Origin of the sequence: Paraglaciecola mesophila (genome assembly GCF_009906955.1) — a bacterium.
Lineage (GTDB): Bacteria > Pseudomonadota > Gammaproteobacteria > Enterobacterales > Alteromonadaceae > Paraglaciecola > Paraglaciecola mesophila_A.
The window spans coordinates 4,162,967-4,181,861 of the sequence record NZ_CP047656.1 but is presented as its reverse complement, the minus strand read 5'-3'; the positions used below and the strand labels follow the sequence as shown (position 1 = coordinate 4,181,861).

Annotated in this window: 16 protein-coding genes; 11 read left to right on the top strand and 5 right to left on the bottom strand. The window is 44.3% G+C overall.

Annotated features, from left to right (window positions below; all coding sequences use genetic code 11):
• Window positions 1-29: 29 nt before the first annotated feature.
• The 4 genes from FX988_RS17760 to FX988_RS17745 form a co-directional block, all read right to left on the bottom strand.
• Window positions 30-1,235 (bottom strand): type II secretion system F family protein, encoded by a 1,206-nt coding sequence (locus FX988_RS17760; protein ID WP_160181425.1) that lies wholly within the window; start codon window positions 1,233-1,235, stop codon window positions 30-32.
• Between the two features lie 65 nt (window positions 1,236-1,300).
• Window positions 1,301-1,747, bottom strand: a complete 447-nt coding sequence (locus tag FX988_RS17755) for a pilin (protein ID WP_160181424.1) — start codon at window positions 1,745-1,747, stop codon at window positions 1,301-1,303.
• Window positions 1,748-1,952: 205 nt separating this feature from the next.
• Window positions 1,953-2,795 carry a carboxylating nicotinate-nucleotide diphosphorylase gene (nadC, locus tag FX988_RS17750; protein WP_160181423.1) on the bottom strand — a complete coding sequence of 281 codons (843 nt, stop codon included), beginning with the start codon at window positions 2,793-2,795 and terminating at the stop codon, window positions 1,953-1,955.
• A gap of 67 nt (window positions 2,796-2,862) precedes the next feature.
• Window positions 2,863-3,399 (bottom strand): TIGR02281 family clan AA aspartic protease, encoded by a 537-nt coding sequence (locus tag FX988_RS17745; protein ID WP_254700656.1) that lies wholly within the window; start codon window positions 3,397-3,399, stop codon window positions 2,863-2,865.
• A 66-nt stretch (window positions 3,400-3,465) separates the two neighbouring features.
• Here FX988_RS17745 and ampD point away from each other — a divergent pair, with 66 nt between their 5' ends.
• The 8 genes from ampD to FX988_RS17705 all read left to right on the top strand — a co-directional run bounded on the left by ampD (window position 3,466) and on the right by FX988_RS17705 (window position 15,015).
• Window positions 3,466-4,053 (top strand): 1,6-anhydro-N-acetylmuramyl-L-alanine amidase AmpD, encoded by a 588-nt coding sequence (gene ampD, locus FX988_RS17740; protein ID WP_160181422.1) that lies wholly within the window; start codon window positions 3,466-3,468, stop codon window positions 4,051-4,053.
• Window positions 4,054-4,091: 38 nt separating this feature from the next.
• Complete coding sequence (gene ampE, locus FX988_RS17735) at window positions 4,092-4,904, top strand: beta-lactamase regulator AmpE (protein WP_160181421.1); 813 nt, start codon at window positions 4,092-4,094, stop codon at window positions 4,902-4,904.
• 215 nt (window positions 4,905-5,119) lie between these two features.
• The gene (locus FX988_RS17730; RefSeq protein ID WP_160181420.1) at window positions 5,120-5,875 is read left to right on the top strand and encodes a GntR family transcriptional regulator; all 756 of its coding nucleotides are present in this window, start codon (window positions 5,120-5,122) and stop codon (window positions 5,873-5,875) included.
• A 108-nt stretch (window positions 5,876-5,983) separates the two neighbouring features.
• Window positions 5,984-8,656: a pyruvate dehydrogenase (acetyl-transferring), homodimeric type gene (gene aceE / locus FX988_RS17725; protein ID WP_160181419.1), complete on the top strand. Its 2,673-nt coding sequence runs from the start codon at window positions 5,984-5,986 to the stop codon at window positions 8,654-8,656.
• Between the two features lie 20 nt (window positions 8,657-8,676).
• Window positions 8,677-10,677 (top strand): dihydrolipoyllysine-residue acetyltransferase, encoded by a 2,001-nt coding sequence (gene aceF / locus FX988_RS17720; protein ID WP_160181418.1) that lies wholly within the window; start codon window positions 8,677-8,679, stop codon window positions 10,675-10,677.
• 112 nt (window positions 10,678-10,789) lie between these two features.
• Window positions 10,790-12,214, top strand: a complete 1,425-nt coding sequence (lpdA, locus tag FX988_RS17715) for a dihydrolipoyl dehydrogenase (RefSeq protein WP_160181417.1) — start codon at window positions 10,790-10,792, stop codon at window positions 12,212-12,214.
• 304 nt (window positions 12,215-12,518) lie between these two features.
• Window positions 12,519-14,600: a M13 family metallopeptidase gene (locus FX988_RS17710; RefSeq protein WP_160181416.1), complete on the top strand. Its 2,082-nt coding sequence runs from the start codon at window positions 12,519-12,521 to the stop codon at window positions 14,598-14,600.
• Between the two features lie 166 nt (window positions 14,601-14,766).
• The gene (locus tag FX988_RS17705) at window positions 14,767-15,015 is read left to right on the top strand and encodes a DUF1289 domain-containing protein (RefSeq protein ID WP_160181415.1); all 249 of its coding nucleotides are present in this window, start codon (window positions 14,767-14,769) and stop codon (window positions 15,013-15,015) included.
• A gap of 239 nt (window positions 15,016-15,254) precedes the next feature.
• Here the strand turns inward: FX988_RS17705 and FX988_RS17700 are convergent, their stop codons facing one another.
• On the bottom strand, window positions 15,255-16,190 hold the full coding sequence (locus FX988_RS17700) for an alpha/beta fold hydrolase (protein ID WP_160181414.1): 936 nt from the start codon (window positions 16,188-16,190) through the stop codon (window positions 15,255-15,257).
• A gap of 122 nt (window positions 16,191-16,312) precedes the next feature.
• Here FX988_RS17700 and FX988_RS17695 point away from each other — a divergent pair, with 122 nt between their 5' ends.
• The 3 genes from FX988_RS17695 to FX988_RS17685 all read left to right on the top strand — a co-directional run bounded on the left by FX988_RS17695 (window position 16,313) and on the right by FX988_RS17685 (window position 18,840).
• Window positions 16,313-17,143: an HDOD domain-containing protein gene (locus tag FX988_RS17695; protein WP_160181413.1), complete on the top strand. Its 831-nt coding sequence runs from the start codon at window positions 16,313-16,315 to the stop codon at window positions 17,141-17,143.
• 193 nt (window positions 17,144-17,336) lie between these two features.
• Complete coding sequence (locus FX988_RS17690; RefSeq protein ID WP_160182227.1) at window positions 17,337-18,053, top strand: YdiY family protein; 717 nt, start codon at window positions 17,337-17,339, stop codon at window positions 18,051-18,053.
• A 49-nt stretch (window positions 18,054-18,102) separates the two neighbouring features.
• Window positions 18,103-18,840 carry a YdiY family protein gene (locus FX988_RS17685; RefSeq protein ID WP_160181412.1) on the top strand — a complete coding sequence of 246 codons (738 nt, stop codon included), beginning with the start codon at window positions 18,103-18,105 and terminating at the stop codon, window positions 18,838-18,840.
• Window positions 18,841-18,895 lie beyond the last annotated feature (55 nt).

Sequence of the window (18,895 nt, the reverse complement as noted above, 5' to 3'; positions counted from 1 at the left end):
TTTGCGTACCTGTTGCTGACTTTTTAAGCTTAAACTACATTGCCCATTTCAAAAATAGGGAGATACATAGCGACAATTAAGCCACCAATGACCACGCCTAACACCGCCATAATCATTGGTTCAAGTAAGCTTGTGAGACCATCAACCATATCATCTACTTCTGCTTCATAAATGGTGGCAATTTTACTCAACATATCATCAACAGCGCCGGCTTCTTCACCAATCGCCACCATTTGGGTCACCATATCGGGAAACACTGCTGTGGCTCGCATAGCAGTGTTCATTTGCGTACCACCGGCAACTTCTTTTTTAACAAACAAGATAGCGTCACGGAAAACCGCATTTCCCGAGGCGCCAGCAGCGGAGTCTAACGCCCCTATTAACGGCACACCCGCAGCAAATGTCGTCGCTAAGGTGCGACTAAAACGAGCCACTGATGCCTTTTTTAAAATTTCGCCAATCACAGGGATTTTGAGCATTTTACTGTCAAGGCTGTCACGCAGACGTTTTGATTTTTTATAGGTTTTACTAAACAAGATCCCAGCCACCACTAAGCCTGCTGCGACAAATAATCCGAATTCTTGCAGAAAACGAGATATGGTTAATACAAATTGGGTAAAGGCCGGCAACTCGGCACCAAAACTACTAAAGATCTCTTCAAACTGCGGCACCACAAATATGAGCAAGATAGTGGTCACGATAAAAGCCACCACTATCACAGCCACAGGATAGAACATAGCTTTTTTAATTTTCGACTTTAGCGCTTCTGCTTTTTCTTTGTAGGTGGCAATGCGGTCATAAATGGTTTCTAGCGCACCGGACTGCTCCCCGGTGGATACCAAATCACAGTATAAATCGTCAAATTGATCTGGATGTTTGCGCAGCGCGGTTGAAAAGGGATTACCGGCTTTTACTTCCCCCCCAATTTCACCCAGCATTTTACGCATATTCGGGTTGTTGTGACCTGTGGCAATCATGTCTATGGTTTGAATCAAGGTCACACCGGCGCTTAGCATAGTGGCAATCTGACGAGAAATAATACTGATGTCCACTGGCTTGATTTTTTGCCCACCGAAGAAAGGCTTTGCCAGCTTTTTCACTTTTTTGGCCGAAACACCCTGTCGGCGCAGTAGGTTTTTTGCCTCTACAACCGACACCGCACTGATCTCGCCTTTTACAGTTTGACCTTTACGGTTCGCTCCGCTCCAAACAAAGGTAGTGGTGGCTTTAGGCATAGGGCACTCTCTTAAATGAAAAAACCCAGCGAAAGGCTGGGCGAAAAAATCATTACACTAGTGGATTAACATAAGTTAGCAGCAGTACAACCGCCAGATGTAGCCCAATTAACAGAGCCAGCAGCAACGGTACCTGTAAGCACATAAGTTTCTGCCGCAGTAACACCCGATTGTACATTAGCAGTAGGTGTTACTGTCACAACATAACCAGCGGCTTCGGTTCCCGTGATAGCGACTGAAGTGACTAAGTCACCTGAGGCCCAACCAGCTTGATCTGCGATATCGTCACAGTTCGCTGGGATACCGGTTTGCACGCATATCTCTACAGCTGTTTTAGCAGGGCCTGCTGCGGATACCACTTCACTAAAACCGGCTTTTGCGGTGTAAGTTTGATACGCAGGTAAAGCAATCATGGCCAAAATACCGATAATGGCGACCACAATCATTAATTCAATTAGAGTAAAACCACCTTGTTTTTTTGTCGCTACTGTATTCATATCAATTGTGTTCATGAAGCTCTCCTGCACTCGTTCGGTGCATATGTCGTTAAGTTGGCCTTAGTCACCAATTTGTAACAAGGCGTGTTGTAATTTCAAAATTAGTATAGAACGCTCCGACCATCTGACAAGTATGCAGGGCTATACCTAGGTGTATGAAATTAGTAACTTAACTATTTGGAATGCCTCAATTGATAATCATTGTAGTAGATAACAAAAATTACCCTACCACGCGCAGCGACAAATCAATGGCCTGCACATGTTTAGTGAGCGCCCCACTGGAAATATAATCGACCCCGACTTTGGCCAATTCAGCAATGCGCTCTTTAGTGATATTGCCAGAGACTTCCAACTTACTTTTCCCCTTGGTCGATAAAACCGCTTGACGAGTATCGTCTAAGGTAAAGTTGTCCAGCATGATGATATCAGCACTTGCATCTAATGCTTGGCTGAGTTCATCTAGATTTTCAACCTCAACTTCCACTGGAATATCTGGATGCATTTGGCGGGCTTTTTCGATGGCATTTGCAATCGAACCACAAGCTAAAATATGGTTTTCTTTGATCAAATACGCATCGTACAGACCAATACGATGATTTTTACCGCCACCGCAGGTTACAGCGTATTTTTGTGCTAAGCGCATACCTGGCAAGGTCTTGCGCGTATCTAATAATTTGGTTTCACTGTCACCGAGGGCTTTCACGTAATCCGCCACAACAGTTGCTGTACCACTAAGGGTCTGTAGGAAATTTAACGCCGTGCGTTCCCCTGTTAAAATCATCCGGGCGTTTCCACTGATTTCACATAACACAGTGTTGGCGATAACGTGCTGTGCATCTTCTACTTTCCAGTCGATTTTAATGTCGTTATCAAGTTGTTGGAACGTAGCATTTACCCATTCCTTTCCCGCTACAACACAGTCCTCGCGGGTAATGATATTTACTTTAATTTGCTGCGGCTCTGGAATAAGGTTCGCTGTAATATCTCCGACCATGCACTCTGGGCCGCCTAGGTCTTCGAGTAATGCAGCCTTAACGGCTTGTTGAATAGCGTGTTGTAACATATTGACTCTTTATAAAAATATGAAATATAAACCAATGAAGAAAGCGTTGGATCCTGCGCAAGCTTTGTTATTCACTACGCAGTATCAGTTGCTCACCTCGTTGAGCGAATTCTACTTGTTTCAAGGCACTCATCCCAAGCAATATCTCATTGCCCATCATGCCCGGATTTAAATGAGCAGAGACGTTACGCAAAACAATCCCACCGATCTGTAACTCATCAATACTGGTTTGCGCGACGCGCAAGCGACCGTTAGCCGTTTGTACCCATGCTTGTCGACCCGGTGTTAAGCCAAGTGAGGGCCCGAGTGCGCTGGGAATCGACACGTTTGTAGCGCCGGTATCGAGCATAAAGACAACAGGCTGGGCGTTGATCAAACCACTGGTGACATAATGCCCATAGCGATTTTGCTGTAGTTGTACCTCTATACGCTCACCGCGTATATGGCTTTGTGGAGCGCTATTTGGGTTCAACTGCTGCGCAAGTTGCTTGTGAAACAACAAGGTCAATAACCCTAGTCCAGCGGCCCAGGCAAGTATCAACATCCATTTCCCCAAGGGGCTTTGGCTCGCTTGAGCGGCCTGCGATGATCCATCTTTTGACATATTCGATTCGACTTTTACTGTGTGACGTTAAATAATACCAACCTTACTGAGATTTAACAGGCTGCTGTGTTGTCTTCCCCATTGTCAAACGAATTTCCCTGTGCATTTACCATCAACCAACACGCGCTGATCGATGCACGCCAGGTCACGACCACGCATAAAGATCAACGCCCTGATCCCCGTGATATATCTTTGCTGGTTATTCACAATATTTCATTACCGCCTAACCAGTTTGATACGCCCTATATTGAAGATTTTTTTGCCGGCAAACTTGACCCCAAAGCGCATCCATATTTTCAAAAAATACATGAAATGCGCGTATCGGCACATTGTGTTATTAAACGTGATGGAGAACTGATTCAGTTTGTGCCTTTTGATGAGCGTGCTTGGCACGCTGGCCTTTCTAGTTTCCAAGGGCGCCAGCGATGCAACGACTACGCGATAGGCGTCGAACTAGAAGGGGCTGATCACATCCCATACACAAAACAGCAATACACTGCTTTGCTCAAATTGAGCCAAATACTTATGCACACTTACCCTAAAATCACCCTTGGTCGAATAGTAGGCCATAATGATATTGCTCCTGGGCGTAAAACGGATCCTGGAGTGGCTTTCGACTGGCAACGCTTTCGTCAAGGTTTGAGTTTGCTTTGAAACGTAAAAATAACAATAACTAAAAAGAGGAATAAAACATGACCTTAATCAGTTTACTGCTGGTACTGTTTGTGGAGCGTGTTACAACGAAATCCCGCTACTGGCAGGCGGATTTCTACAGTGAAAAATACATATCAGGATGGCAAAGACGTGATGGGTTAACAGGTGAAACCTCTGTACTCACCCTACTACTTGTCATAGCGCTTCCTGCGATTATCGTATTTTGTATACTGACCTTTGCTGTTGGGCAAATTATCGCGTTTATTCTTAGTACGAGCATACTCATGGTATGCGTGGGCTGTCCTAACGTCCGCGCTACGTATAAATGTTATCTCCAAGCAGCTAATCGCGGCGACATGGAAGCCTGTAGCTTATATGAAGATCAAATCTGTGAGAATCAGAAAATCCCCGCCACTTTCGGCCAAAACCTTGTCTGGCAGAACTATCGCCATTATGCTGCCGTGATTTTATTTTTCGTGTTTTTTGGTGCCGCCGGTGCTTTATTTTATGTATTGGCACGGGCCATTCAATCAAAAATCGGCAACGACAACCAACACGCCAACAAAATCATTCATGTGCTGGATTGGCTTCCAGTGCGCATTACCTCCCTTGGTTTCTTATTAGTTGGGCACTTTTCTAGAGCATTGCCAATTTGGCTTGGACACTTCTTTGCTGCCAATATATCTGCTAAGAAATTACTTATTGATGTCACTCAAGCAGCAGAAGAAGTAGAGCCAGATGAACGCGATTATACAGAGGAGCCCTGCACCTTGGTCAAACTTGCAAAAAGAAACATTTTGTTCTTAATGGCTGTTATCTCAGGATTAACCTTAGGTGGCTGGCTAAGCTAACAACTCAGACCAGTCAGCGAAGATCGGCTAAAACACCCGCAATTTGGGTGGTCCGTCAGCTTTTTTTTACTTTATTCAGCACTTTTAAAGCAATTAGACATTTACCCAATGGCGATACTGCTCTAAGCTATTGGGTTAATTGGTCTTACCAATTGTCCAATTTGTATATTTAGCGTCTAAATGTGCGGTTTAAAAGACAGGAGCGGTGAAGCGACATGCAGCATGTTCGTACAAAAAAATTGTCTGACGAAATAATGGAACAAATAGAGTCCATGTTGATCGACGGCACTTTTCTTTCCGGACAAAAAATGCCGTCGGAACGTGAACTTGCACTTAAGTTCGCCGTGTCACGCCCTTCTGTTCGAGAAGCCATACAAAAATTGGAAGCCAAAGGATTAGTTGAAAGAAAGCAAGGCGGTGGTACGTTTGTAAAGCGCCGGATGAACACCTTGATCACTGACCCGTTAATGGCCCTGTTAACCACTCGTCCTGAAACGCAATTTGATTTATTGGAATTTCGTCACGCCCTCGAAGGAATGGCTGCTTATTACGCTGCGCTACGAGGACAGCAAAGTGATTACGATGCTCTACAAGATGCACTAGAAAACTTACCTAGCGCATCGCAGCAAAGCGATCACAATAGAGAAGCTGAAGCCCTGGTTGAATTTTATCTGACAATGGCTGTCGCAGCACATAACGTGGTGTTGTTACATGTTATGCGTAGCTTCGAAGCACTTTTGAAAGATAATATTTATCGGAACTTGGTTTTTTTATCCGCTTACCCTGAAGCTCAACTGATGATTAACTCTCAGCGCAAAAACATCGTGCAAGCCATAGTTAAGCGCGATCCAGAATTGGCGCGTGAGGCAAGCAACGAACACCTTGGATACATTGAAAAAACTTTGTTAGATATTAACCGTCAAGACATGCGTATGCAAAGAGCATTACGCAGAATAGAAGTAAAAGAGTAATCGTTTTAAGTAAACAATGAATCGCTTTTTGTCTTCAATTTACGCGTCATTCGCCACACTGAAGTCAAAAATAAATTTAATAAACAACTTTTAATATAGGAGAGCACCATGGCTGATATGATGCATCCGGATGTGGATCCACAAGAAACGCAAGAATGGTTAGATGCCCTTGACGCAGTACTAGAAGAGGAAGGCATTGACCGTGCGCACTATTTGCTAGAAAGCTTAATCGAAAAAGCCCGTCGCAGTGGTGCTCACTTGCCCTACGATGCGACCACAGCATATATCAATACGATCCCAGCGGGCCAAGAACCGACTATGCCTGGCGATCAAACCATTGAAGCTAAAATCCGTAATGCCATTCGTTGGAATGCGATGATGATGGTGCTTCGTGGCTCTAAAAAAGATTTAGAGCTAGGCGGCCATATTTCAAGTTTTGCCTCTTCAGCCATGTTGTACGATGTAGGCTTCAACCACTTCTTCCGAGCACCTAATGAGAAAGACGGTGGTGACTACTTGTTTGTACAAGGACACGTCTCACCAGGTATATACTCACGTGCGTTCATTGAAGGGCGTCTAAGCGAAGACCAACTTGATGGTTTCCGTCAAGAAGTCGATGGGCAAGGCGTATCGTCTTATCCTCATCCGAAATTAATGCCTGATTTCTGGCAGTTCCCGACTGTATCTATGGGCTTGGGCCCTATGCAGGCGATTTATCTAGCACGCTTCCTTAAATACCTTACAAGCCGCGGCCTTAAAGACTGTTCTGAGCAACGTGTATGGTGCTTTATGGGTGATGGTGAAGTAGATGAGCCAGAAAGCTTGGGGGCAATTGGCCTCGCCTCTCGTGAAGGCTTAGACAACCTAACGTTTGTTATTAACTGTAACCTACAACGGTTAGATGGACCGGTTCGTGGTAATGGCAAAATAATCCAAGAGCTTGAAGGTACGTTCCGCGGCGCAGGTTGGGAAGTATTGAAGGTTATTTGGGGACGCTACTGGGATCCACTATTGGCACGTGACTCATCAGGAAAACTACTTGATTTGATGAACGAAACTGTAGATGGCGAATACCAAAACTACAAAGCCAAGGGCGGCGCGTACACACGCGAAAATTTCTTTGGTAAATACCCTGAATTAAAAGAGATGGTGTCAAATATGTCAGATGACGACATTTGGCGCTTAAACCGTGGTGGTCACGATCCAGTTAAAGTGTACGCTGCTTATAAGCGTGCGACTGAAACCAAGGGTCGTCCTCAGGTTATCCTAGCGAAAACCGTTAAAGGTTACGGAATGGGTGCAGCTGGCGAAGGTAAAAACATCGCTCACAACGTCAAGAAAATGGACGTTGAATCTGTTCGTGAATATCGCGACCGCTTTAATATCCCTGTTGCTGATGAAGACGTAGCAAACCTACCTTACTACAAATTCCCAGAAGACAGCGAAGAAATGAAGTACATGCGTGCCCGACGTGATTCACTTCATGGGTACATGCCAGTGCGTCTTGCGAAAAGCTCTGAAGATCTTCCCGCACCACCGCTAAAAGCATTTGAAGCCATCACGAAAGGCTCAGGTGATCGTGAAATTTCGACCACTATGGCGTTTGTTCGCGTATTGACTGTGATGCTTAAAGACAAAAAAGTCGGCTCTCGCGTAGTGCCAATTATCCCTGACGAAGCGCGTACTTTTGGTATGGAAGGCTTGTTCCGTCAAGTCGGTATTTACTCGAACGGCGGCCAAAAATACGTTCCTCAAGATAAAGACCAAGTCGCGTATTATCGTGAAGATGAAAAAGGGCAAGTACTTCAAGAAGGTATCAATGAGCTAGGCGCAATGGCTTCTTGGGTTGCTGCCGGTACATCATACTCGACAAACGACTTACCTATGATCCCGGTTTACATCTACTACTCTATGTTCGGTTTCCAACGTGTTGGTGATATGGCATGGGCCGCAGGTGATAGCCAGACACGTGGCTTCTTAGTTGGCGGTACAGCCGGCAGAACGACCCTGAACGGTGAAGGCTTACAACACCAAGACGGTCACAGTCATATCCAAGCTGGACTAATACCTAACTGTATCTCTTACGATCCAACTTACGGTTATGAAATTGCAGTGATTGTGCAAGACGGTATGCGTCGTATGTTTGAAGAACAAGAAAACGTTTTCTACTACCTAACCGTAATGAATGAAAACTATGTTCAACCTGCCATGCCAGATAACGTTACCGAGGGTATCGTTAAAGGTATCTATAAGCTTGAGCATCAAGGTAATGCTAACAACAAGACTAAAGTGAAGTTACTTGGCTCAGGCACAATCCTAGAGCAGGTGCGTGAAGCCGCTAAGATATTGCATGATAAATTCTCTGTTGCTTCAGAAGTTTACAGTGTGACCTCGTTCAACGAACTAGGCCGTGACGGTATTGACTGTGAACACTTTAACTTGTTAAACCCTGAGCAAGATCAGCGCGTTCCTTACATTACAAAAGTATTGAATGACGGCTTTGACGGCCCAACCATTGCAGCCACAGACTACATGAAGAGTTATGTAGACCAAGTGCGTGCATTTGTTCCTGGTCAATACAAAGTGTTGGGGACAGACGGTTTTGGTCGCTCTGATAGTCGTGCGAACTTGCGTCATCACTTTGAAGTAGATGCAAAATTTGTGGTTATTGCCGCTCTTCGCGAGTTGGTTACTGCAGGCGACATCGACAAAAAAGTGCTGGTAGACGCCATTGCTGAGTTTGGTATTGACCAAAACAAAATTAACCCGCTTTACGCATAACCATTGAGGATTAAATCAAAATGTCAGATATAAAAGATGTATTGGTACCCGATGTTGGTGGCGACGAAGTAGAAGTCATTGAAGTTCTTGTCGCCGTTGGTGACAACGTTGACGCTGAAGCATCCCTGATCACGGTAGAAAGCGACAAAGCGAGCATGGATATTCCTGCTCCTTTCGCTGGCACAATCAGCGATATTTCAGTCAAGGTTGGTGACAAAATTAGCCAAGACCAATTGATCATGAAAATGTCCAGTGGTGATAGCGCACCACAGGAAGAAGAAGCACCAGAGCCAGCGAAAACAGAAGCAAAATCTGAAGAGCCAGCACCCGCTAAAGAAGAGGCTCAATCGTCTTCATCAGCTTCACAAGTGATTGAAGTGACAGTCCCAGATATTGGTGGCGACACCGATGTTGAAGTCATTGAAATTCTCGTAAGCGCTGGTGATAGTATCGAAGAAGAAACTGGCCTAGTTACCCTAGAAACAGACAAAGCAACCATGGATGTCCCTTCACCGAAAGCCGGTGTAGTGAAAGAAGTTAAGCTGAGCACCGGTGACAAAGTATCTGAAGGCTCACTTGTAATTTTGCTAGAAGTGGCAGGTAGTGCACCAGCGCAAACCGAATCGGCTTCTGCAGAAACACAAGCTGCACCTGCGCAAGAGCAGAGTCAAGCTGCCAGTGCCCCGGCTGAAGAAGAACAAGCCTCTGGTGAACCAGAAACGATTGAAGTGACTGTACCTGATATCGGTGGTGACACCGATGTTGATATCATCGAAGTACTCGTAGCCGTAGGCGATAAAATCGAAGAAGAAACCGGTTTAATCACCCTTGAAACAGATAAAGCGACTATGGATGTGCCTGCTCCTAAAGCCGGTGTCGTCAAAGAGCTTAAAATCAGTGTCGGCGACAAAGTTTCTGAAGGTTCTGTGGTTCTATTGCTTGAAGTAGCTGGCAGTGCACCAAAAGCAGCACCTAAGGCTGAAACGAAAGCCTCTACACCGCAAGCAGAAAAAACCTCTGCTCCTGCCCAAAGCGCGCCTAAATCAGCGCCTGTACCCCATCACCCATCTGCAGGTGAACGTGGTAAAGCAGGCAAAGTTCATGCGTCGCCGTCAGTTCGCCGTGTTGCTCGTGAATTCGGTGTTGATTTGACCCAAGTAAAAGGCACAGGCCCGAAAAACCGCGTCCTCAAGGAAGATGTTCAGTCGTATGTTAAATATGAATTGTCTCGTCCTAAAATGACTGCAGGCTCTTCTGTTAACAACGGTGGCGGCGGTTTACAAGTGCTTGCGCCACCTAAAGTTGATTTCAGCAAATTCGGTGAAGTGGAAGAAATTCCGTTAACCCGAATCCAGAAAATCTCTGGACCAAACTTACATCGTAACTGGGTCACTATCCCACACGTAACACAGTTTGAAGAAGCCGATATCACAGATTTAGAAGCCTTCCGTAAGCAGCAAAATGCTGTTGCTGAAAAGAAAAAGCTTGGCTTTAAAATAACGCCATTGGTTTTCATGATGAAAGCTGTTGCTGATGCCCTTAAAGCGTACCCTGTGTTTAATTCTTCACTGTCTGAATCTGGCGAAAGCTTGATCCAAAAGAAGTATTACCATGTGGGTATTGCGGTAGAAACACCGAACGGTTTGGTAGTGCCTGTTGTACGTGATGTAGATAAGAAAGGTATCTACGATCTATCAAAAGAATTGATGGAAATCAGTATCAAGGCGCGTGACGGAAAACTTAAAGCCGCTGACATGCAAGGCAGTTGTTTCACCATTTCTAGCTTAGGCGGAATTGGCGGAACAGCATTTACACCTATTGTAAATGCACCAGATGTCGCCATATTAGGTGTGTCTAAAAGTGAAATGAAGCCGAAATGGAACGGTAAAGACTTCGAGCCAAGGCTAATGCTGCCTTTATCATTGTCTTACGATCACCGAGTCATTGATGGCGCAGTTGCTGCACGCTTCGCTGTTCACTTGGGCAAAGTCCTAGGTGACTTGCGCGAAATGTTACTGTAACGAACAGCTAGGCGATAATGTATAAAAAGTTATCGCCTTTTCTTTGCTAACCAGACACCGGCTAGGTAGAATTTCCCGGAGTCTGGAAGAAAATCAATAGATTGAGGTCAAAATGAGTGAAATTAAAACTCAGTTGGTAGTGCTTGGTGCGGGCCCTGGTGGTTATTCCGCAGCTTTCCGCGCTGCTGACTTAGGAATCGAAACAGTAATTGTTGATGTAAACAGTAAACTGGGTGGCGTGTGCTTAAACGTAGGGTGTATTCCTTCGAAGGCCTTGCTTCACGTTGCTAAAGTGATCGAAGAAGCCAAAGCATTATCTGCCCATGGCGTTGATTTTGGCGCGCCAAAGTTTGATCTCGATAAAATTCGTGACTGGAAAGACAGCGTAGTCGATAAGCTTACTGGCGGTCTTGCTGGTATGTCTAAAATGCGTAAAGTGAAACACGTTCAAGGCTACGGCAAATTCACTGGTAGCAATACCCTTGAAGTTGATGGAAAAGATGGTAAAACCACTATCTCTTTCGATAACGCCATTATCGCTGCGGGTTCAGAGCCTGTTAGCTTACCTTTCATCCCTCAAGATGACCCTCGTGTAATTGACTCAACTGGCGCCTTAGAGATGAAAGACATCCCGGGCAAAATGCTTGTTTTGGGTGGTGGCATAATCGGTCTTGAAATGGGTACTGTGTACAGCGCTCTAGGCACGCAGATTGATGTTGTAGAGTTTTTGGACCAACTTGTTCCTGCTGCCGACAAAGACATTGTTAAAATTTACCAGAAAACCGTTAAAGACAAATTCAACATCATGCTTGAAACCAAAGTGACTGCGGTTGAAGCAAAAGATGATGGTTTGTATGTTACATTCGAAGGCAAACAAGCACCGTCTGAGCCGGTAAAATACGACAAAGTATTGGTTGCAGTTGGCCGTCGCCCTAACGGTAAGTTAGTTGATGCTGATAAAGCAGGCGTAACCGTTGACGAGCGTGGTTTTATCAATGTTGATAAGCAAATGCGTACTAATGTTAGCAGCATCTTCGCTATTGGTGACTTAGTGGGTCAGCCTATGCTTGCTCATAAGGCGGTGCATGAAGGTCATGTTGCTGCTGAAGTCATTTCAGGCATGAAGCACTACTTCGATCCGAAATGCATTCCTTCTGTTGCTTACACAGAGCCTGAAATGGCTTGGGTTGGTTTAACAGAGAAAGAAGCGAAAGAACAAGGTATTAGCTTTGAAACAGCTAGCTTCCCTTGGGCTGCATCAGGCCGAGCAATTGCCTCAGCTGCCACCAATGGTATGACGAAGCTTATTTTCGACAAAGATACACATCGTGTTATCGGTGGTGCGATTGTAGGAACGAACGCTGGCGAAATGCTTGGTGAGATTGGTCTTGCTATCGAGATGGGTGCAGATGCAGAAGATATCGCATTGACTATCCATGCTCACCCAACGCTAAACGAGTCTATTGGCTTAGCGGCTGAAATCTACGAAGGTAGCATTACAGATTTGCCAAATCCGAAAGCTAAGAAGAAAAAGTAAGCAATACTTTACATCTTTCTAGTAATTTCTTGAAAAGGGCCGTTAGGCCCTTTTTTTATGATGCCCTTGCCTGCCACACTTGCGTTTAAATACCGCTTTCTTCTGACAAGATAGGCTGAAATAGCCTGAAATTCAGCTAAATGACGCATGTTACAAATTATCACACTTATTCAATCAAGGATTTTGCACTTATCGCTATGAGTCATTAGACTGCTGAGTGCCTAAACGACAGAATGAAAGTGAGTACACCCCACCAAACGGAACTTTAGGCGTAACTGTGTATCATCACTTCACAAGGAAAAATATGAAAAAGCTATCTTTAGTGGCAATGAGTGTCTGTATTGCATTGGGTTTAAGTGCATGCAGCCCAGGCCCAGAAAAAGACTCCGAAACCAAACAAGAAACAACCACTAGCACTGAGAAAAAAGCACCTGAACTTTCAGGCATTGACTTAACGGCCATTGATGAAACTGTACGCCCTCAAGACGACCTGTTCCGTCACGTAAATGGTGCATGGCTCGAAAGCACTGAAATTCCGGGCGATAAGTCTCGTTATGGCGTATTTAACGTCCTTTATGATGATACCCAAGAGCGTCTCAAAAGCATGATACAAGAAGCCGCTGACACTGACGCCAAGCAAGGTACAAACACCCAAAAATTAGGTGACATGTACAACAGCTACATGAACGTTGAACTGGCCAATCAGCTAGGCCTTTCTCCGTTACAAGCTGAGCTAGATAGCATCAAAAACATCAGTGATATGCAGCAAGTATCCGCTAAATTTGGTGAGCTATACACCAAAGGTGTTGGTGGAATATTTAACTTTTACGTGTCACCTGATGCCAAAAACCCTGCCGTAGTCGGCATGTATTTGGTCCAAGGCGGACTAACATTGCCCGATCGCGATTATTACAGTAAAGACGAAGAAAAATTCGTTAAATTCCGTGATGCAACTCAGACCTACATGGCCGCTTTGTTGTCAAAAGCCGGCATAGCCAACCCCGAGCAAGCCGCTACTGAGTTGATGGACTTAGAAAAAGACATTGCTTCTAAGCACATCTCTCGTGTTGAAAGCCGTGATGCAGAAAAGAACTACAATAAACGCAGCGCACAAGAAGTGAAAAGCCTTATGGGCAGCAGCTTTGACTGGCAAGCTTACGCTGATGAAAGCGGCATTGGCAGCGTTGATGAAATCATAGTACGCAACTTACCTTACTTCGAAGCGGTCGGCGAAATATACGCGAACCACGACGTACAAGTATGGAAGAACTACCTGACCTATAACCTAATCGACGCCTACGCTTCGCGCTTAGATGAAGAGTTAGTTAATTTGCATTTTGATTTTCATTCAAAAACCCTTAACGGTATTCCTGAGCAACAACCTCGCTGGAAACGCGCCGTAGCTGCAACCAGCGGCGTGCTAGGTGAAGTATTAGGCCAACAATACGTTGAACGTTACTTCACCCCAGAAGCAAAAGCCAAAATGGATGAGCTGGTTAAAAACCTAACCAAAGCTTACGGTGAAAGCATTGATCAACTTGATTGGATGACCCCTGAAACTAAAAAGGCCGCGCGTGAGAAGTTAGCTAAATTCACACCAAAGATCGGTTACCCTGATAAATGGTTGAACTACGATGATTTAACCATAGCTGCAGACGATCTTGTGGGAAATTACGTTCGTTACTTTGAGTTTGACCACGCTGTTGATGTGGAAAAAATTGGCAAGCCAGTGGATAAAGCCGATTGGGGTATGACGCCGCAAACAATCAATGCTTATTACAGCCCAGTACGTAATGAAATCGTATTCCCAGCGGGTATCTTACAATCACCATTTTTCGATATGACTGCAGACGACGCTGTCAACTATGGCGCTATCGGAGCGGTGATCGGACACGAAATTGGCCATGGCTTTGACGACCAAGGTTCAAAATATGACGGCGAAGGCAATTTACGCAGTTGGTGGAGTGACGAAGATCGCGCCGCGTTCGACGTGCTTGGTAAAAAGTTGGTTGATCAATTTAATGCGTACGAACCTATTCCAGGACAAAACGTCAACGGTGAATTAACGCTAGGTGAAAACATTGGTGATTTAGCCGGCGTAACCATTGGCTACAAGGCTTACCATATGTCACTTGGTGATGAAGAAGGCAAAGTGATTGACGGCCTGACAGGAGATCAACGCTTCTTTATGGGTTATGCCCAGGTATGGCGTAGTAAAATGCGTGAAGATGCCTTACGCGCACGTTTACTTAGTGACCCGCATTCGCCTGGCGAGTATCGAGTAAATGGCATAGTCGGAAACGTTGACGCTTTCTATGAGGCATTTGATGTCAAAGAAGGTGACAACATGTATTTGAAACCTGAAGATCGCGTAAAAATTTGGTAACGCAAACCTCAAGGTTTTAAACAACACTATTATCAAAAAGCCAACTAGGTTCCACAGCCTAGTTGGCTTTTTAGTATCTTGCACGAAAGTTTGCATTACCTAAACAGTACCAATTCCTGCTCACTCGACGTAAACTTTATCCATCCGCAATAATTGAGAGTCGTGCGTGCAGCAACTTGAAATATTCCATATAGAAAGCCCCTGTATCGGCGTTTGCCAAGCGGGCCCTCGTGGATATTGCTTAGGTTGTTATCGCTCAAGAGAAGAGCGTTTGCATTGGGTCAAATTAGAGGATGAGGTGAAAAGTAAAATCGTTAAAGCCTGCGCACTTCGCAAAAAGCGTGCGTTTGCTCGCAAGCGCAGTCAAGATCCCCTCTCTGTCGACACGCCCACCCAAGGCAGTTTACTAGATTAAATAACTTGAATACTGGATAGGTAAACCTCTCGCTAACGCTCTGTTTGTACTTAGTGGATTTGGATTATCCAGCAATAGCAGCTTATTAGATAAAACAATCCGCCTTGCTATCCACGCAATATGTTGTCACAGAGTAAGGCTGGGTATTTGGACAGTGTGACAACGCTACTCAATTATATTGTTAGTGTGCTTAGCTTGAACGTTACACTTTAATTAAAGCTTAAGTTATACCAATTCCATTAAATAGCCGTTTTAAGCGGTTCGTTGCCGCGCTTGGTGTTTCGCGCCAATTGGGTTATTTCAGAAATGACTGGTGACCAGAGCTCAATGGGTAATGTGTGCCCCATACCTTCATATATACATAATCGAGAACCATATATAGCATTCGCTGTCGCATAGGCGTTACTGACCGGTAACATAGGATCGTCCTTTCCATGTATAACCAAGGCTGGCAACGACAGCTTTTTAAGGTCTTTTATGCGCTCCTTAGCTGCAAGAATAGCCGCAAACTGACGTAATACTCCTTGAGGGTTGACCCCACGCTCGTAAATTTGGGTGACCAACGTCTGAGTTCGAATAAGATCAAACGTGTAAAAGTGGCCATGCAGCATTCGCCAAAACTCGACCATGTTGGCTATACTTTTTTCTCTCCCCTTGGGCATAGGTTTGAGTAGTTTTAACAGCACGCTTTTATCTGGTTTATGTAAATTTTTGCTACCAACACTGGACATAATTGAGGTTAAACTGAGCACACGATCCGGATATTCAATAGCCAATACTTGGCCAATCATACCTCCCATCGAGGCACCAACAATATGTGCTTTTGACACATTAAGCTGTGTCATTAAATTGATAACATCATCGGCCATATCATTGAGAGTATAAGGAATAGGAATGTTAACCCCCAGAACGCTGCTCGCTGCCAAGTGCATTAAATTTGGGGTAAACTTATCTTCGACAAAAGTGCTTTCGCCTACATCACGATTATCAAATCTAATGACCCAAAAGCCTTGATTTGCAAGCATGTTGCAAAACGCATCTTCCCATAGAATACGTTGCGCCCCCAACCCCATAATAAGCACCAATGGCGCATCTTCCGGCGAGCCAAATGTATCATATGCCAAGTGTATGCTATTCGCATGGCAAGTAATAAGGCTCGGTAAACTATTGTGCATGTGCAGAAACCTTAGAAATTAGTTCGTCAATTAGGGCCGATGAAAATGCTATTAGTTCCATTTGAGCATAAGCTGTACAAACTTTATACTGATGTAAAATAACAATAATAAAAGAGCTTACAATGTTATCTGCTCAAGATTACGCCCTAAGTGCCACACAATCATTTGCCTTACCAAAAATCTGTGTACAAATGCGTTCGTTATTGGACAGCGATAACGCGACCACTGATGACATTGCAGAACTAATATCGACTGATCCAGCTCTAAGCTTCAAGTTATTACAACTGGCGAACAGTGCTTTATTTCGCTTTGAATCACAGGTTGATAACATTAGCAAAGCCGTTAGTGTAGTAGGCACAGAAGCGCTATATAATTTAATGATGGCTGAAACCGCCTGTTCTGCTTTCGAACATTTCAGTAGTGATGTGATTGATCTGAAACGCTTCTGGTTACAAAGCATTTATGCTGCGCTCGTCGCTAAACATTTGGCCAAAATCACTAAAACGCGAACAAGTGAGCGTTTTTTTGTTATTGGTTTACTGCACAACGTTGGCGAGCTGATTGTAGCAGTCAAAACGCCTAAACTCGCAATTGCGTGTAATCAATACGATCCACAAATTCCACCGTGGAAACGTCAAAAATCAATATTAGGATTTCATTACACGGATTGTACGTACGCATTACTTCAACAGTGGGGCTTACCTAGCAATCTATATCAGGTATTACCAAATACGAACAATGAATCCGCCGCCTATTTAAGTCATGAAGCCCGTCTGATGTTCATGATATCGCGCATAGCGATGGCTATGGTCGCACCTGAAATAGTGAGCGCATTGAGTTTGATTCATCCTATTATCTTGCGTAAAGCGGGGTTGGAGGAACAAGATATAACGGACGGTATGAAATTCGCTCATATGGAAGCACAAACAATGATCGGATTACTTAGAGGCTAATTTCCAACAAAACGCCTAAAGTAAAAGGCTAGCGGCGCGTTTTGGGATGCATTTACGATCCCAGTTAGATATACTGCGCAGCATTGTCTTTTAGCCATCTATCATGTTTCGAAGAATAATGCTCAGATATCTAATTTTGCTGGTGCTATGTTTTCCCTGCCATGCTCAAATAAACATTATGCGCTCGCTTTACATGTCAGATAGTGGTGGAACCCTACCTGCAACTGATAGCAATATATCTGCTACTGGTGAACTAGGCTTTCTGTACAACAAAGGCAACACCAATTCTTCTAGCATCAACGCTAAATTTAACATCAGTCAAGAACTTGAGAAATGGAGTTATCAAGCCATTGCCAATACCCGTTACAAAACGTCAAAAGAAGCGGATGACGGTGGTGATGAATACGATGTGACAACAGCCCAAAGGAATTTTATTTCCACCCAAATCGATTTTAAACTCGCCTCTCCTGATGAACGCATATTTATCTATGCTGAATATGAAAACGACCGTTTCGATATCTATGACTACCAAACGCTGGTAGCCAGTGGTTGGAGCGAACGCCTATGGCGCGACGAATTTAGTGAGTTTAAATACAGCGTAGGACCGGGTTATGCCATTGCCGAAGCTAAAAACGATGAAGACAACGACGATTTACAAGGTGTTATTTTACGTACTGCGTTGGAGTACACATTAGAAATCTCAAAGTCAGCACAATTTCGTCAGTTCATCAGTACAGAAACTGACCCTGAATACACTAGAACAAAATCAGAAACATCACTTTCCACTAAGATATTTGGCTCATTAGCGATGAAACTATCTTTTATTATGGAACACAACAGTAATGCTGAAGTGACCCAAGAGAGCCTAGACACAGAAACGGCCGTCACCCTCGTATATCAATTTTTCTAATTCGCCATTGCCCTAATACATTTAATTTTTAACTTAAGGATATGTTTAAATGAAAAAAACGCTTATCGCCACCGGATTACTCCTCACCGGTAATGCCTTCGCCCAGGAAGAAGTCAAACCATTTACTATGGATGGCGAGCTAGGTTTTATCGCCACATCGGGTAATACTGAAACTACGTCTTTAAATGCAAAATTGTCGGCTCATCAAGAGCTTGAGCAGTGGAGCAATGATTTCTTATTCGAAGGTTTATACAAGAAAGATGACGTAGCCATCGACGAGGATACCAGTGAAACGCAAACCACCGCCCAAAAGTATTTCTTATCGGGTCAAGGTAACTACAAGTTAGCCAATCCAGATCATCGCTTGTTTGCGTTCGGTTCATACGAAGATGACCGATTCAGCAGCTTTAATTACCAATCAACGCTTGCCGCGGGTTGGAGCCAAAAGTTGTGGGACAACGAAACCACTAAATTCGAATACAGTGTGGGTCCTGGTTACTCATTTGCTGAAACCTCTGAAGGGGAAGACGCCGATAGCTTCATCGTTCGTGGGGCATTAGGTTTCAACTGGAAGATTTCCGACACAGCCACGTTTAAACAAACAATGAGTACGGAAGTCGGTGAAGACAATACAAAATCAAAGTCAATTAGTTCTCTATCAGCTAAGATAAACAGCTCATTGTCGATGAAATTAACCCTCACCTTCGACCATAACTCAAATGTGTCAGAAGACACTGAAAAACTCGATACTCAAACTGCTGTTACTATCGTTTATACATTCTTCTAAGGCAGTATTTAGCATAAAAAACGGCAACCTAGGGTTGCCGTTTTGGTATCTGCGT